We start from the raw sequence: 15,296 nt of genomic DNA, 5'->3' as shown, positions 1-15,296 counted from the left end.
GACGAAGACCAGCCATCCTAGCGATACTTTCAGCATCTACAGCATCCAAACTGATGGTGATGCGATCAACTCCCAAAGCACGCAGTTGTTGAGCTTTCGCGTCATCAAGGAGTGATCCATTCGTCGTAATTGCTAGGTCTTTTAATCGAGACAGGGGATGGCCGGACGTTGCTCTACCAACCGAAAGCGCCTCGAGGAGCGGCCAAAGCCGATCGGTTAAAAGAGGCTCACCACCTGTTAGACGCAAAGTATGAACACCTAAAACACACGCCGAATGAATCAATCGCAGCTGATCTGAAGTTGACAACAACCCCTGCGGCTCCACACTATCTGGACAGCAATATGGGCACGCTAAATTACAACGAGCAGTGAGGGATAGCCTCAACACTCCGAGAGGCCGATCAAGCAAATCAATCACCGATGATGACTGCATCATTCATCAAGCACAGTGAGATCAGCAGGGCAATTGGCGTTGCGCAATAGGGCCTCAGGAAGTACGAGCGTCTGATACGGCACTTGATGAAGCCAATCGAGCATTCTCAACTGATCAGAAGCCAATTGAAGCAACATGGTGGTCCGATAAACACTGTCATTGGGATAAATGGCAAACAGGGGCTGAAGTCGGTTCCCGTCATGCGACACCACCGCAACGGAGGGATTCTCCTTCCAGACTCCAATCAGCTGATCAAGAGTCGTGGATTCCAACCAAGGCATATCAACAGGCATCACCAACAAACCTAGGGCCTTGGTCTTACCAAAGACAGCCGAAAGGGCAGCCAATGGTCCCATACCAGGAAAAGGATCTGACCTGCATGTCACACCATCCAGCGCTGAAGCCAACAGGTCATGGCTTGAATGCGAACTGACTACATGAACAGCCAGACCCTGTTTTCGACTCAATTCAATGCTACGAGTCAACCAACAGCCTCCTTGCGGATGAGGAATCAACGCCTTGTCACGCCCCATGCGTCGGCTCAATCCGCCAGAAAGCACGCAAGCCTCAAGATCCTGCACCAACGAGAAATCAGCCATCTAAACCATTATCCGGGCACAACACATTTGCTCGAAATGTAGCGAATACATCCAAACGTAAGAAAAGCCCTGAAATCGATCTAGCCAATTATGTAGTTCTGTGTCCATTCGGTATCCGTCGCGACGAGACAGGGATTCGATTGATGATGAAATCAAAAAGCGGTTTGCATTCGCGCCGCTGCTTGAATCCTCAGCGCATTTATTAGGAAGCCGGGGTTTACATCCATCCTCAATACCCCCATGCTTGGAGAACTCTGGTCTTTCCAGGGGAGATACCGAACTCTTCATCTCACCTGGTTTGCATTTTTTCTGACCTTTGTGGTCTGGTTCAACTTGGCTCCACTTGCCACCACTGTTAAGGCAGATTTGGGCTTAAGTGTTGGTCAGATACGCACAGTGGCCATCTGCAATGTGGCTCTCACAATTCCAGCGCGTGTTCTGATCGGAATGCTCCTCGATAAATTTGGGCCTCGACTGACCTATTCCACTCTTCTGGTTTTTTCGGTCATTCCTTGCCTGATGTTTGCTTCTGCACAAGATTTCAATCAATTAGTCGTGGCACGCCTGCTGCTCTCGATCGTTGGCGCAGGCTTTGTGATTGGTATCCGAATGGTGGCTGAATGGTTCCCTCCCAAAGAGATTGGCCTCGCTGAGGGCATCTATGGCGGCTGGGGCAATTTTGGATCCGCATTCTCCGCTCTAACTCTGGTTGGACTCGCCGGATGGCTCTCGTTCTCAGGCGGCTTCGAACTGCCCTCAGGCGCAATCATTAATTGGCGTGGTGCTATTGCACTAACTGGGATTATCTCTGCTGTCTACGGCTTCATCTACTACTTCAACGTCACCGATACACCTCCAGGCAAGGTTTACCAAAAACCGAATCGAACAGCTGGCTTGGAAGTAACTTCCATGCGTGATTTTTGGGGTTTGCTCGGTATGAACGTGCCCTTTGCGGCCATTCTCTGTGTACTCTGCTGGCGTCTGCAAAAAGTAGGTTTCCTCAATAGCGGCACCTATCCACTGGCTCTAGGCGCCGTTCTGATCTGGTTCATATTTCAGACATGGGGAATTATTCGTACCAATCGTGAATTGATTTTGGGTACAAAGGTCTACCCCAAAGAAGATCGCTACGAATTCAAACAAGTTGCCATTCTTGAACTCACATACATTGTGAATTTCGGATCTGAATTGGCTGTCGTTTCAATGTTGCCAACGTTCTTCGAAACCACGTTTGATCTCCCAAAGGCAACCGCGGGCATCCTCGCTTCCTGCTTCGCCTTTGTGAATCTTGTGGCTCGCCCTGCCGGTGGACTCATCTCTGACAAGCTAGGGAGTCGAAAGAACACAATGGGCTTCTTAACAGCGGGTCTAGGGATTGGTTATCTCGTCATGAGCATGATTAAACCTGGCACTTTCAGTGGAACGTCAGGAATCATCATTGCTGTCTTGATCACGATGCTTGCCTCCTTCTTCGTCCAGTCTGGAGAAGGAGCAACGTTCGCTCTGGTTCCTTTGGTGAAGAGACGCGTTACAGGTCAAGTCGCTGGCTTGGTCGGAGCTTATGGCAATGTTGGAGCCGTGACTTATCTGACTATTTTTAGCCTGCTGCCCATGTGGATGGGTGGAGGAAAGGATCCTTCACCAGAAATCATTGCAGCCTCCAATAGTGCTTTCTTCCAAGTCTTAGGAATCGCTGGACTAATTGTTGCCTTCTTCTGCTTCTTTTTCCTCAAGGAACCGCAAGGATCCTTCGCTGAATTACATGAAGGAGAAATAGCGAGTCCTCAATTCGCGAAGAACTGATTCCAACAACCTTCTCAGAAGAACATTGCACCCGGTGCCCAAAGCACCGGGTATTTCTATTACGCCCATATCAAAACCATGGCAGAGCCAACCACAACCATTCGCAGTCAATGTCCATATTGCGGAGTGGGTTGTGGTCTGGACTTACGACCACCAGCAAAGAAAGGGGAAGCCGTCCGTCGAGATGCAGATGGAACTCCTATGTGGACAGCTAGAGGAGATCGACTCCATCCATCAAGTCTCGGCCAAGTTTGCATCAAAGGGGCCACAGTCGGCGAAACCCTCTCAAGGGGCCGACTTGATCAACCCCTTGGCCGAACCAGTCTTGATTACGAGTTCCAACCCATCAGCTGGGATGAGGCTCTTGAACGCATCTCAAGCCAAATCAAAACAAGCCTGAAATCCAAGGGACCAGACTCCATCGCCATGTATGGCTCCGGACAATTCCATACCGAAGATTATTACCTAGCTCAAAAATTACTCAAAGGAGCGCTTGGGACTAACAATTTCGACGCTAATTCAAGACTCTGCATGAGTTCTGCTGTTGCCGGCTACACCCGCAGTTTGGGCTCAGATGGTCCGCCTTGCAGCTACGAAGACCTAGACCATTGCACGGTGGCATTTCTGATCGGAACCAACACCGCCGAGTGTCATCCAGTGCTGTTTCAACGATTACTGAAACGAAAAAAAAGACATCCTGGCGCTCTCACCATCGTGGTGGTAGATCCGCGCCAAACCGATACCGCAAAGGCAGCTGACATCCATCTAGCGGTAGCTCCTGGCAGTGACCTTGCCCTCCTTCATGGCATCGCCCACCTGGTGATGCGTGAAAACGGACAGGACCCTGCATTTATTGATAACTGCACAGACAACTACGACTCCTTTTTTGATGTCATTGCCCGCTGGACGCCTAGACGGGTGGCCTTGTTTTGTGGCATTCCAGAAAAACGCCTTCGGGAAGTCGCCCAACTTTTTCATCGCCGCGAAAAAGTCTTGAGCCTCTGGTCGATGGGCGTGAATCAACGGCGCGAAGGAACCGCAGTAGTGGGTGGAATCATTAACTTGCACTTATTGACGGGTCAAATTGGCAAAGAAGGATCCGGACCCTTTTCACTCACTGGACAACCCAACGCCATGGGAGGCAGAGAAGCAGGCGGCCTCTCCCATCTTCTACCTGGATATCGCCAAGTCACGAACCCCGAGCATCGCGCTGAAGTCGAGCAAACGTGGGGATTTACCAAAGGGAAAATTGCGTCCAAGCCTGGCCTTACGGCCTGGCAACAGGTGGAGGCGATGGAACGAGGAGAGCTTGATTTGTGGTGGGTGGCTGCAACCAATCCTCTGGTGAGCATGCCAGATCTAGAGCGAGTTAAAGCAGCGATGAAGCGCTGCCCCTTGGTCGTTGTTAGCGAAGCCTATGCAGACTCAGAAACATCGCATTACGCCCATCTGCTGTTACCAGCTGCTCAATGGAGCGAAAAAACTGGAACCATGACCAACTCTGAACGAAGGGTTACTTACTGCCCTGCATTCAGAAATCTCCATCGAGAAAGTCGTCCCGATTGGGAGGTGTTTGCCGAGATCGGAAGACGCCTTGGTTTCAAAGAACAATTCACATACAACTCTGCAGCCGAGGTATACGCAGAATTCACAGCATTAACACAAAAACGATTATGTGATGTCTCAGGCTTAAGTCATGAAGTGCTTGCCAAAGAAGGACCACAGCAATGGCCATTTCCTCAAGACAGTTCACCATCTCAAGAGTCAAAACGGCTGTATACCAATCACAAGTTTTTAACCGCAAATGGACGAGCACGGTTCTGTAGCGACCAACCGCTTGGTCTTGCAGAGCCACCCTGTGACACCTACCCACTAGTTCTCACGATTGGCCGCTATCTCGGACAGTGGCACACGATGACTCGGACAGGGAAGGTAGAGCGCTTAAAAACGATGCATCCAGAACCCCTCTTAGAAATTAACCCTAAAGATGCGGATCAATTTGCGGTGAAGCATGGAGAGCTAGCTGCGGTGAGCTCCCGAAGGGGCCAACTCACCGCTCGTGTGAAAGTCACAGACAAAATCCGACGGAGCACAGTCTTTCTTCCGATGCATTGGGGATTCACGCAAGCTCAAGCCTGTGAAGTGAATGCACTGATGCATGAGCAGGCTTGCCCCATATCAAAACAACCGGAATTAAAAGCAAGTGCAGTCATCGTCGCTCCAGCAGTTTCTGTCATCAAACCAATCGAACAGGAAGCAGGGCGCTTAGAAGCGCTTCGACAATTGATCAACCCAGTATTTCGCTAAAAGCAGCATCCAAGTTGTGATGATCATGGCCAGGACGAACCAATTTACATAGGGCAAAACGCTCCAATTCAAATAAATCAGCCCATTGGTTCGTGCCGATGGAAGCAGATCTCTCCCAAGCTGCTTGCTGAATAGCCTGGGGAATCACAGCCAAAGTCTGCCAAGGCTCATCCACAGCCATCGGTAGATCTTTCACCATCCCATCGACAGTCTCAAGGGTGAGCTTCCGCAAGTGCTCCCGCATGCCAGACAAAGCTGAAGGTTGATCAAGCCAATCCACCAAATCTTGGCGCTGCTCCTGAGTGAACTCCATCCAGTGACTCAACTTCAGTTTGACACCCATGAGGTCTAGCTTTCGCCTGACACAAAGAGGAATACAACGCCAATTCCCAACAAAATCCTTCTCAAACCCAAAGCAATGACTGGATTGATTCATGCATTTAACGACATAAATTGTTCAAACTGAACCATTTGTAGACATCGCCCCCGAAACGGTTTCATTCGCAACCTCGAGCTTCAACGTTCACAGAGAAGATTTTGTGAGCTTATGGCCTCTTGGATGCGTTTAGCCATTTCACTTGGACTTCTTCTTGGCTCTCTTCACGGCTGGTATACCAGCGAAGCCAATGCGCATGCAGGCACCCCCTATGGCGTCAAGAATGTGAATTATCCTGGAGCTTTTGCTTCATTTGGTAGCGATCCACTCAACACGTTTCCATAGTGAGAGTCTGAATTCTTCAATTTAGGCATGAACTCTGGGGTCGTCTCTACAGGAAATCGCAGCCAAATCGCAATCGCGACGGGCTTTCTAGGAGCCTTCATTGTTGGCTCACTTGCGGTCCAAATGGTGCGCAGTCAAGGTGGGGTTGCGATCGACGGCACCAGACCCAATGCACAAGTGGAGCCAGTGATTGCTTCACCAGCCACCCTCTGGGCCGATATGGGATCCCGCAGCGAGTTGGTTGAGCAACTTTCGTCAGCAACGGCCACCAACGCATCGCCAAAAGCCGTTGTGGATCCAGTTGTGGGATCTGAGGCAACACTTTGGTCTGCCTTAGGAAGCCGCTGAACATGGAAGAAGGCCTCACTCACCTCAACACATCAGGTGAAGTTCACATGGTTGATGTGGGTGATCGCCGTCCAACGAAACGCCAAGCAACCGCTAAAGGCTGCCTTCAAATGCAGCCAACCACGCTGGAACTGATCCGTTCCGGCAACACACCGAAAGGTGATCTCCTCGCTGTTGCGCGAGTCGCAGCCATTCAGGCGGCGAAACGGACCTGGGAACTGATTCCCCTTTGCCACCAGTTACCACTCAGTGGTGTGGAGGTCACGATTGAACCGGATCCCTCACTACCGGGACTCATCCTGTGCTGCCGGTGCAGAACAACACACAACACGGGTGTGGAGATGGAATCCATGACAGCAGTGTCTATTGGATTACTCACGCTTTACGACATGCTCAAGTCCATTGATCCAGGGATGACCTTGAGTCAGATCGTTCTTATCCATAAAGATGGAGGTCGCAACGGTGCCTGGTCCCGTTGAGCCCTATGGACGCGAAGGGTTACCTCTTAGCGAAGCCAGACATCGTCTACTCGCAGACATCAGCCCAATCAATGCGTTAACAACCGTGCCTCTTGATGAGGCGCTTGGGCGCGTCAATGCCAAGTCAATCAATGCTCCTGTCTCGATCCCAGGGTTCCGAGCCTCGATTATGGACGGGTACGCCTTAGGGCAACACCATCAACCTACAGTCGGTCAACAATGGATCCTTCAAGGCCGATCAGCTCCTGGCTCTCCTTTTGATCGGGGCTTAAACGCTGGTGAAGCCATCCGTATCTTGACCGGAGCCCCCCTCCCAGAAGGAGCAGGCTGGGTCTTGCCACAAGAATGTGCGGAGACCAGCCAAACGCAACTGACCTTGGCTGTTGAAGTTTCGGATCAACCCTGGATCAGAGCCGAAGACGAAGAATGCAAAACCGGTGATCTATTGATAAATCATGGCCAACGCTTAACGCCTTCCCAGCTTGGACGCTTAGCAGGTTGCGGTGTAGCCACGCTTCAGGTCCATCAAAAACCTCGCATTGGCCTCCTGATCAGCGGCGATGAGCTCGTGCCAGCCGGGCTAGAGCGACGAGCTGGGGCCATATGGGAGAGCAATGGCACCCTGCTTGAGGCGATCCTGAACAGCCTTCACCAGGTCGTGCATTCACGGTGCGTGGTTCCCGATCAACCAGAAGCTTTGCGGCGCGCGCTAGCTGAGCTCAGCAAAACCTGTGATGTTGTGGTGAGCACAGGGGGAATTTCCGCTGGTGACACTGACTGGATCCGGGAGCTCGTCAACGAATTGGGGCAAGTTAGTTTCTGGAAACTGTTTCTGAAGCCAGGACGCCCCTTCGCTTTCGGGCACATCAACAGCCGAGAAGGCAACGTGCCTTTCTTTGGCCTCCCTGGAAACCCTGTCGCTGCAGCAATCACCGCCCTACAGCTGCTCTGGCCCGCCTTGCAGTTGCTGGAAGGTCAAGAAGAGCCTGACTTATTTCCGCGCGTCAAAGTCAAACTGGCCAACGCTTTGGCTCGCCGGCCAGGCCGCCCCGAACTCGCCCGCGCTCAATTGGAGGTCGATGCGAGCGGAGAGCTCATGGCGCGAGTGAGCGATTCACAAGCCTCATCCCGCATTGGCTCCCTGCTTAACAGCGATCTTTTGCTGGAGATTCCCGCAGAAACAGGAGGGTTGGAAGTGGGCGAGAGTCTTTGGGCGCAACTGATCCGAACACGCCTCCTCTAGTACATGCATTCAAAGCGGTGTATTGCCGCTGAGCCATGTGCCCTGCCCATTCCTCCATTCTCTTTTCCAGAAAGGAGCCTGATGCTTAATCGCCTCCAGCAAATCCATGCAACAACGCTGAGCAGGGCCACGGCGATCAGCCTCAACAGCCACTAGCACAATCACCTCCGAGGGCAGCATGCGACCCACCCGATGAAGCACAAGAGCTGAGTTGGCACCGTGATCAATCAACAACCGTTGTGCGTTCTGACGGATGACTCCCTCACACATTTTTGGATAGTGCGTGAGCTCAAACGCGTCCAAAGGTCTTCCATCCTGCGCAACATCACGCACACGACCCACAAATGTGGCTAACGCCGCAGTCTGAGACGACCAGGCAGCCAAGTGAATCCAAGGATCAAAGATTTGGCTGTGTATTTGGACCGTGATCTTCTCTTGCATCAAACCCCCTTTAACCTCCCGTAAATGGTGGAAGAAACGCGATTTCATCCCCGGAATGCACCGACGTCATCGGAGCCACCAACTGCTGATTAATCGCAATTTGCACCGCTGCAGGTCGAGGACCAAGGTGCAACTGAGTCCAGATATCTTCAGCGGTAACAACCTCTCTGTCAGGGAGCGTCAGCAATTGTTCAGCCCAGCCCGCTTGGTCGCGAAGAGAGGCAAACAACAACACGTGGATGGATCTCTCCTGAGATTTCGTCATAGTGGACAATCTCGAGCACTGTTTGGTTTTAGCGTCAGAACAGGCGCATGATCCTGAACTGACCCTCTCCATTGCTCTTCTCACCATTTCCGACCGACGCACAAGGGCGGAAGACAGCAGCGGCGACGCACTGGCACAACGCCTGGCAACGGCAGGTCATCAACTGAGTGATCGAAAAATCTGCCCTGATGATCGTTACCTCATTCGATCTGAGCTGAGTCAATGGATCGCCAACCCAACCATTGATGTGGTGATCACCAGCGGCGGGACTGGGCTCACAGGTCGTGATGGGACCCCGGAAGCCATCGCTCCCTTACTCGACAAAACCATCGACGGTTTCGGAGAACTGTTCCGCGTTCTGTCCTACGAAAGCATTGGCACCAGCACTCTTCAAAGTCGTTGCCTTGCTGGCGTCGCCAACGGCACCATCGTTTTCGTTCTTCCCGGTTCTTTAGATGCTGTTCAAACAGCTTGGGATCGAATTATCTCCAGCCAATTGGACGCGAACACCCGTCCTTGCAACCTTGTGCAACTTCTGCCGCGATTACGAGAAACATCTTGGACACCCAAGCTCAATCCTGATTAGGTGAATAAGACTCGGACTGGTCTGAATCATCGCTGCGGCAAAAGGAACGGACTTCAAAATGGAATCGGCATCGTGACCGCAGCGGGCTCAGGTGAGCAAGCAGTGACTTGCTGGTTCACCACATCTCCCACGACAACGATGGAAGGCGATGCAAATTTTTCTGTTCGGGTGGCTTCTGCCACCTCCCGCAAGGGTGCCTTCAAGCAACGCTGACCAGCAACCGTGCCCTGCTGAACGACAGCCACAGGAGTATCTCCATCTAAACCACCGGCGATTAATTCCTCGGCAATCCGTGGAAGGTTATGCAAACCCATATAAATCACTAAACCATCACTCGCGGTAGCTAACGCACGCCAATTCACGGATGGGCGACGTTTGTCAATCTCCTCATGACCCGTTACGAAGGTGACCGACGAGCCTGCTCGACGATGCGTGACCGGAATTCCGGCATACGCCGGAGCGGCAATCCCGGCCGTGACACCAGGAACCACCTCAACCGCAATGCCATGGGACACCAGATGAGCGGCCTCCTCTCCACCACGACCAAACAGGAAAGGATCTCCACCTTTTAAGCGAACCACCGTTTGATAGCGCTGACCCAAGGCCACCAACACCGAGTTGGTACTGGGCTGAGGCACGGAGTGGTGTCCGCGACGTTTGCCGACAAAATGACGTTCACAAGTGTCTGGAACGAGATTCAGGACCTCGCTTGGAACCAGGGAGTCGTAGACGAGAGCATCACAACATCGCAGTAGACGATGAGCCTTCACGGTGAGAAGGTCGGGATCTCCTGGTCCAGCACCGACGAGATACACAGTTCCTGTCATGGTCGAGTCAATCACGGCAATGCAGCTAGACAATGAATAAGACCCTGACGAAGCTCGGGAACTTCTAAGAGGGATGGCAGCCCACCAGCCTGACCCAACGCCTCCGACATCCGGTTGGGAGCCAGCGAGAGCGGCAATGGAACCATGTTGGGTTGATTCTTAGCAAACTGGTCCCAGACATCAAAGGCCACCACAGGTAAGCCGAAGCGACGTTGCACTGAAATCAAAAAGCGATCAGAGAGCCCTGGCCTCAATGGATGGTGAACGAGTGCCAGAGATCGATTTTGAGCAACAACAACCTCAATCCAACGGGACATCAGCACCCACCAACACTCCCAGGAACCAAGAAAGGGAAGAGGCTTCACCACAACGCCCTCGCTCCTCAAGCGGTCACGAATCAGAGGCACATCGCTTCTGGCATGACTGCCAGGAAGCAAGAGAAGGGGCACCAGCCATTGTGAGTCACACTGCGCTGCCGTCGGAACCTCTGCGGTGAGCACCTCCAATTCAACTGGGGCCGCTCGGCACTCAGCAACAGCCACCGAAATCTCCCGCACACAAGGGGGAACGAGGCCACCAGAACGGCCGTGGACCACCAGACGAAGGGCAGTTGCACCCCCTGATTCGCCCCGTTTCCGTAACAACGGCCACGGATCAAAAGCCCCTTGAACTGATGTAGTCAGGTGGTTTCCGTTCATGCATGCATGACTTACTACCGCAGAGGGCATTCTCGCGCCCCCATGCAATCAAGCGTTCGCAACAACCGAGCATCGCAGCGGTTCAAGAATGATTTCGATCGCGACTTAGCTGCCATGGCAAGGGTTTGGTCCATGATCCGCCAGGGGGCTGTTCGCTGGATCGGAGAAATCGGCCGCCAATACTGATGCAATCTTCTGCTTCTGAAATTCAAATCTATAGAGCCAGAAATCAAAGCACTTGCATGTAGCCAATCAAACAATATTTCAAGTCAGGAGCCGCCAATTTGGTTCCAACCGATACCGAAACACTACCCCATCGATCGCTATAAACACTTTGCAGCACGGATTTTTCTCTGATGTGCTGGAAATGTCGCTTACAGACGAATTCCCGTATCAAGCATCAGCGCTATGAGCATTCAAATCCCAACAAGACCATTCCTAGAAAACAAGAAGCTCAATAAAATTGAGCAAAACAAAGCCTCTAAAGATGGCCTTCTTGTTGGAAGTGAATTAGAAGAGTTTGCAAGAATTGGCTGGGAAGAGGTTGATGAAACCGATCTTCAGCTCCGCCTCAAATGGTATGGGATGTTCTGGCGGCCAAAAACTCCAGGAAAATTCATGCTTCGCCTGCGAGTACCCAATGGTGTGCTCAGCAACGAACAGATCCGCGTTGTCGCTTCCATTGTTGAACGTTACGGCGAAAATGGAAGCTGCGATATCACAACACGACAGAACTTGCAACTTCGAGGAGTATTACTTGACGATCTCCCCGATATTATAAAACGCTTGAAGGCCGTTGGTCTCAGTTCAATTCAATCAGGATTTGACAACCCCAGAAATGTCACTGGAAATCCCTTAGCAGGAATTGATCCGAACGAAATCATCGACACTCGTCCCTTCACAACCGAACTACATAACTTTCTAACCAATAATTGCCAAGGCAATCCAGAGTTTTCCAATCTTCCTCGCAAATGGAATACTGCTGTTGCTGGCGCCAAAGATAATTTCTTACTTCACAACGACATCGTCTTTCACCCCGTTGAACGCGATGGTGTGATGGGTTTCGGTGTTTGGATCGGCGGAATTCTTTCCTCCCAAATGAACGCGTATGCCATTCCCCTGAATGCCTGGGTAAAGCAGGATGAAATTTGTAAAATGACAGATTGCGTCATTCGCTTATGGCGTGACAACGGCGAACGAAACAAGCGCCCCAAGGGACGCTTTCGCATGTATCTCGACGAGCTTGGCATTGACGCATTTAGGAATGAAGTTGAGGTCCTCTTTGGTCCACTCACAGAAGATCCGGGTTCAATTTTTAACTCCACACCGCGATCTCACTACGGCATCCATCCCCAAAAGAATAAAGATGAATTCTTCGCAGGTCTCCACGTCAGTGTTGGACGACTCACCGCAACAGACCTTCACGATTTAGCCACAGCGAGCCTGGAATACGGAACTGGAGAAATTCGCCTAACAGAAGACCAGAACGTCATCATCGTGGGGCTTTCAACAGCCAAGCTGGACCGCTTCAAAGCCGATCCTTTGCTACAGCGCTTCCCTCTTGAGCCAGGTGCCATCGCAGCGGGAACCGTCTCCTGCACAGGCAACACCTACTGCAGTTTTGGTCTCACCAACACCAAAGATCAAGCGATTGCTGCTGCTAAGCGACTCGATGCAGAACTCGAACTGCCCGAAGAGCTCAAGATCCATTGGACCGGATGCCCCAATACCTGTGGGCAAGCCTTCATGGGTGCGATTGGTCTGACAGGCACCAAAGCGAAAAACAGTAAGGGCGAAATGGGTGAGGGCTACACGCTGAGCATTGGAGGATCGCAAGGCGAAAACCCACAGATCGGCGAAATTCAGCAAAAGGCTATTCCTGCAGAAGACATTCAAAATGTTCTTAAACAGGTTCTGATTGAACAATTCGGAGCAAAACCTCGGGCTTAATCGCACTAAATCGCTACTCCTTTCAGGAAACCGTGGCGCTTTGTTTTGAAGCCATGGTTCAACGTTTCAGCAATCTTCACATCGGCTTATTTCACAATGGCTTTCAAAGTTGATTTCCTATCGCGTTTTGTTAACTGGCTTAGCGCAAGTGGGGAAGATAAAGCACCAATTTCTGTAGCACCACAGAATCAAGATTTTTTCTCACGCTTCATGAATCGCGTCAGCGGTTGATTCCCTTTCATCTACTAAACACCCAATCATGAGTGCAACAGCGTCCCAGATGGACTACGTCCTACCTAATGAACTCGTCGACGGCATGATTTTAGCCGGCGGCAAGAAAGCAACAGTCAGCATTAAAAACCTGCTGATCCGTGGTTTTTACTCCGGAGCCATTCTTGGTCTCGCAGTGGTCCTGGCCCTCACGGTGGGAATCCTGACAAAACTGCCATTCGTAGGTTCTCTCCTATTCCCATTTGGTTTTGCAAGCATTGTCCTCTTCGGGATGGAGCTGGTGACCGGTAACTTCGCATTGCTGCCGATGGCAACATGGGCCGGCAAATGCAGCTGGAGTGCAACATTTCGCAATTGGGTGTGGGTGTGGATTGGTAATTTCATTGGCACACTCGTGGTCGCCATCATCATGGGCATCAGCCTGACGAGTGGCAGCTTGGATGCTGCTGCTGAGAATGTTGGGCCACCGATTTGGGATCTCGTTGCTCAGAAAATCGTTGCTCTTAATCAGATCAACGTTGTGAAAAAGTACGAAGCTCTTGGAAGTATGGGCTTCTTTTTAGCATTCCTTCGCGGAGTTGTTGCCAACTGGTTGGTTTGCCTAGGTGTCACGATGGCTCTTGTGAGCAAAAGTGTTCCAGGAAAAATCTTGGCTTGCTGGTTACCCATCACCGCTTTCCAATCATTAGGCATGGAACACATTGTTGTGAATCAATTCCTACACACCGCTGGTCCGATTCTTGGATCAGGAGTGCCCTTTTACAAAGTAATCTTCTGGAATTTCCTCCCAGTTACGCTAGGTAATATTGTTGGAGGCATGGTATTCATCGGCATGCTCTTTTACAGCACCCACCGCACCAAAATTTCAGATGTTCTACCTACAGAGCATGATGAGAAACTGGAACGTGAACTTGCCGCCGAACTTGGTGCTCGCTAATTTCAAACCCCATGAGTGCAATAGATGAGGCCACCCTCTGGGATCGGCTGTCCAATGCACGGAGGATTCCATTGAATCCAACCTGGCTGGGAGAGATTTTCTCTCCCAGCCTTTCTGATGAACTCCGTTTTGCAGTGGCTGAACGCTTGGGGATGTTGGCAGAAACAGGCTGGCCAATCATCCAGACTCTGATCAAGCAACACGGAATTCAACCTGAATTCATCCATGCCGCCGGCCTCTGCCATCAACCTGAAGCAAAAGATTGGCTGCTCGCACAACTGAATCAATCCAATACTCCCGATGCCTTACTGCTCAACGCACTGAGTTGCTGGGGTTCCGAGCTCACGCTGACTCAATTTGAGCATATCTTGCAGTTACCAAGCCAAGCACAACGCCTCGCTGGTTTAAATCTTCTCAGCTTCAAATCTCATCAACTTCAAGCAAGTGAATTACTGCAATTATGTGAATGTACTCTTCAAGATTGGCGTGACCCTGTAGTGATTGCCTGCATTCGTTTGCTGCAGCGACGAGACGAAAAGGTTATCAGTGACAGGTTGGCCAAGCTCGTCCACAACGGATCTGACGGCAGTGCTCAAGCCGCATTAAAAGCACTGGGATGTATAGGAACAACTCATAGCAAAGAACAATTGAAATGTTTAAGCCTAGAACTCACGAACCCACAACGTCTCGCCCAAGCAGAGCAACAACTTCAACAGCAATTTTAAGCCAAAAAAAGCCCGGACATGCCGGGCAATACTCTCTAAAAAGTTAAAAGCTCACCATTTCTTATAAGGAAGAAATTTTCCGCACATCGTAATCTCAACCCTATCCCCCTTTGGATCCTCAACCTTATCAACATCCAAAGTAAAATCAATAGCACTCATAATTCCATCACCAAACTTTTCCTGAATAACATCTTTCAGAGGCATTCCATAAACCTGCATGATTTCATAGAAGCGATAGATCAATGGATCTGTCGGGATCACAGGATCAAGGCTGCCTTTCGTTGGAAACTCCTGGAGTGCAGCGGTTATGGCTGGATCTAAACCTAACAATGTTGCTAATTTCTCTGCTTCTTCAGGGGAAGCGGTTGCCTGTCCATAAAAGAGAGAAGCAATCCAAACCTCATCGAGCCCAAGGGCCGCCTCTAAATCAGCGAAGGACAATCCCTTCGCCTTTTTGGCCGCCATGAGCGAAGCGGTGAGCGTCGACGGTGAGGGACCAGCCAATGACGGCGCCAAGGTAGAAGTAGTCATGTAATAAGACGAATAAACGAACTACTAGAGATCAGCAACCCTTGCGGAGCGACTTAGCAGTGAATAAATCATCTACAAGATCAAGGCCTAAAACTGATGCATTAACTACCGATTCACAATCTCGGCAGAGCCAATAGCAGCATCGGCGACAGAACGACGGCGAGGAAGACAG

General features: G+C 51.1%; 19 protein-coding genes. 11 read left to right on the top strand and 8 right to left on the bottom strand.

Annotation, left to right across the window (positions count from 1 at the left end):
• A partial coding sequence (locus tag NCN04_RS01670; protein ID WP_250394969.1) for a radical SAM protein occupies window positions 1-436 on the bottom strand: 436 nt, incomplete at its 3' end.
• Window positions 433-1,032, bottom strand: coding sequence for a molybdenum cofactor guanylyltransferase (locus tag NCN04_RS01665; protein WP_250394968.1), 600 nt, complete (start codon window positions 1,030-1,032; stop codon window positions 433-435). The genes NCN04_RS01670 and NCN04_RS01665, both read right to left, overlap by 4 nt.
• 240 nt (window positions 1,033-1,272) lie before the next feature.
• Between NCN04_RS01665 and NCN04_RS01660 the strand changes: the two genes are divergently transcribed.
• Both NCN04_RS01660 and NCN04_RS01655 read left to right on the top strand, forming a co-directional pair.
• The gene (locus tag NCN04_RS01660) at window positions 1,273-2,835 is read left to right on the top strand and encodes a NarK family nitrate/nitrite MFS transporter (protein ID WP_250394967.1); all 1,563 of its coding nucleotides are present in this window, start codon (window positions 1,273-1,275) and stop codon (window positions 2,833-2,835) included.
• 78 nt (window positions 2,836-2,913) lie between these two features.
• Window positions 2,914-5,142, top strand: a complete 2,229-nt coding sequence (locus tag NCN04_RS01655; protein WP_250394966.1) for a molybdopterin oxidoreductase family protein — start codon at window positions 2,914-2,916, stop codon at window positions 5,140-5,142.
• On the opposite strand, the gene NCN04_RS01650 is transcribed toward NCN04_RS01655, so the two are convergent.
• Window positions 5,123-5,578: a nitrate reductase associated protein gene (locus NCN04_RS01650; RefSeq protein ID WP_250394965.1), complete on the bottom strand. Its 456-nt coding sequence runs from the start codon at window positions 5,576-5,578 to the stop codon at window positions 5,123-5,125. The genes NCN04_RS01655 and NCN04_RS01650 overlap by 20 nt on opposite strands.
• A gap of 123 nt (window positions 5,579-5,701) precedes the next feature.
• Here NCN04_RS01650 and NCN04_RS01645 point away from each other — a divergent pair, with 123 nt between their 5' ends.
• Genes NCN04_RS01645 through NCN04_RS01630 form a run of 4 tightly spaced genes read left to right on the top strand, consistent with a single transcriptional unit; the run spans window position 5,702 to window position 7,933 of the window.
• On the top strand, window positions 5,702-5,863 hold the full coding sequence (locus tag NCN04_RS01645) for a hypothetical protein (RefSeq protein WP_250394964.1): 162 nt from the start codon (window positions 5,702-5,704) through the stop codon (window positions 5,861-5,863).
• 27 nt (window positions 5,864-5,890) lie between these two features.
• Complete coding sequence (locus NCN04_RS01640; RefSeq protein WP_250394963.1) at window positions 5,891-6,211, top strand: hypothetical protein; 321 nt, start codon at window positions 5,891-5,893, stop codon at window positions 6,209-6,211.
• Window positions 6,212-6,213: 2 nt separating this feature from the next.
• Window positions 6,214-6,690 (top strand): cyclic pyranopterin monophosphate synthase MoaC, encoded by a 477-nt coding sequence (moaC, locus tag NCN04_RS01635; RefSeq protein WP_250394962.1) that lies wholly within the window; start codon window positions 6,214-6,216, stop codon window positions 6,688-6,690.
• Window positions 6,674-7,933: a molybdopterin molybdotransferase MoeA gene (locus NCN04_RS01630; RefSeq protein WP_250394972.1), complete on the top strand. Its 1,260-nt coding sequence runs from the start codon at window positions 6,674-6,676 to the stop codon at window positions 7,931-7,933. Before moaC ends, NCN04_RS01630 begins: the two co-directional genes overlap by 17 nt.
• 9 nt (window positions 7,934-7,942) lie before the next feature.
• Here the strand turns inward: NCN04_RS01630 and NCN04_RS01625 are convergent, their stop codons facing one another.
• Both NCN04_RS01625 and NCN04_RS01620 read right to left on the bottom strand, forming a co-directional pair.
• Window positions 7,943-8,374: a molybdopterin synthase catalytic subunit gene (locus NCN04_RS01625; RefSeq protein WP_250394961.1), complete on the bottom strand. Its 432-nt coding sequence runs from the start codon at window positions 8,372-8,374 to the stop codon at window positions 7,943-7,945.
• Window positions 8,375-8,384: 10 nt separating this feature from the next.
• Window positions 8,385-8,639 (bottom strand): MoaD/ThiS family protein, encoded by a 255-nt coding sequence (locus NCN04_RS01620; protein WP_048347560.1) that lies wholly within the window; start codon window positions 8,637-8,639, stop codon window positions 8,385-8,387.
• Between the two features lie 58 nt (window positions 8,640-8,697).
• Between NCN04_RS01620 and moaB the strand changes: the two genes are divergently transcribed.
• A complete protein-coding gene (moaB, locus tag NCN04_RS01615; protein ID WP_250394971.1) occupies window positions 8,698-9,225 on the top strand; it encodes a molybdenum cofactor biosynthesis protein B in 528 nt (175 codons plus the stop codon).
• A 53-nt stretch (window positions 9,226-9,278) separates the two neighbouring features.
• On the opposite strand, the gene cobA is transcribed toward moaB, so the two are convergent.
• Window positions 9,279-10,052, bottom strand: a complete 774-nt coding sequence (gene cobA / locus NCN04_RS01610; RefSeq protein ID WP_250394970.1) for a uroporphyrinogen-III C-methyltransferase — start codon at window positions 10,050-10,052, stop codon at window positions 9,279-9,281.
• A gap of 11 nt (window positions 10,053-10,063) precedes the next feature.
• On the bottom strand, window positions 10,064-10,750 hold the full coding sequence (locus tag NCN04_RS01605) for a DNA mismatch repair protein MutS (RefSeq protein ID WP_250394960.1): 687 nt from the start codon (window positions 10,748-10,750) through the stop codon (window positions 10,064-10,066).
• Between the two features lie 42 nt (window positions 10,751-10,792).
• Here NCN04_RS01605 and NCN04_RS01600 point away from each other — a divergent pair, with 42 nt between their 5' ends.
• From NCN04_RS01600 to NCN04_RS01585, 4 genes are all read left to right on the top strand, one after another.
• Window positions 10,793-10,936, top strand: coding sequence for a hypothetical protein (locus NCN04_RS01600; RefSeq protein WP_245407173.1), 144 nt, complete (start codon window positions 10,793-10,795; stop codon window positions 10,934-10,936).
• 222 nt (window positions 10,937-11,158) lie between these two features.
• A complete protein-coding gene (locus NCN04_RS01595; protein WP_250394959.1) occupies window positions 11,159-12,700 on the top strand; it encodes a ferredoxin--nitrite reductase in 1,542 nt (513 codons plus the stop codon).
• A gap of 280 nt (window positions 12,701-12,980) precedes the next feature.
• Window positions 12,981-13,868, top strand: coding sequence for a formate/nitrite transporter family protein (locus tag NCN04_RS01590; protein WP_048348390.1), 888 nt, complete (start codon window positions 12,981-12,983; stop codon window positions 13,866-13,868).
• 11 nt (window positions 13,869-13,879) lie between these two features.
• Window positions 13,880-14,593 carry a HEAT repeat domain-containing protein gene (locus NCN04_RS01585; RefSeq protein ID WP_250394958.1) on the top strand — a complete coding sequence of 238 codons (714 nt, stop codon included), beginning with the start codon at window positions 13,880-13,882 and terminating at the stop codon, window positions 14,591-14,593.
• Between the two features lie 51 nt (window positions 14,594-14,644).
• Here the strand turns inward: NCN04_RS01585 and cynS are convergent, their stop codons facing one another.
• The gene (gene cynS / locus NCN04_RS01580; protein WP_502988737.1) at window positions 14,645-15,124 is read right to left on the bottom strand and encodes a cyanase; all 480 of its coding nucleotides are present in this window, start codon (window positions 15,122-15,124) and stop codon (window positions 14,645-14,647) included.
• Window positions 15,125-15,296 lie beyond the last annotated feature (172 nt).

The organism is Synechococcus sp. MU1655 (assembly GCF_023630655.1).
Lineage (GTDB): Bacteria > Cyanobacteriota > Cyanobacteriia > PCC-6307 > Cyanobiaceae > Synechococcus_C.
The sequence above is the reverse complement of the archived record's forward strand: the minus strand, read 5'-3'. Positions and strand labels throughout refer to the sequence as shown.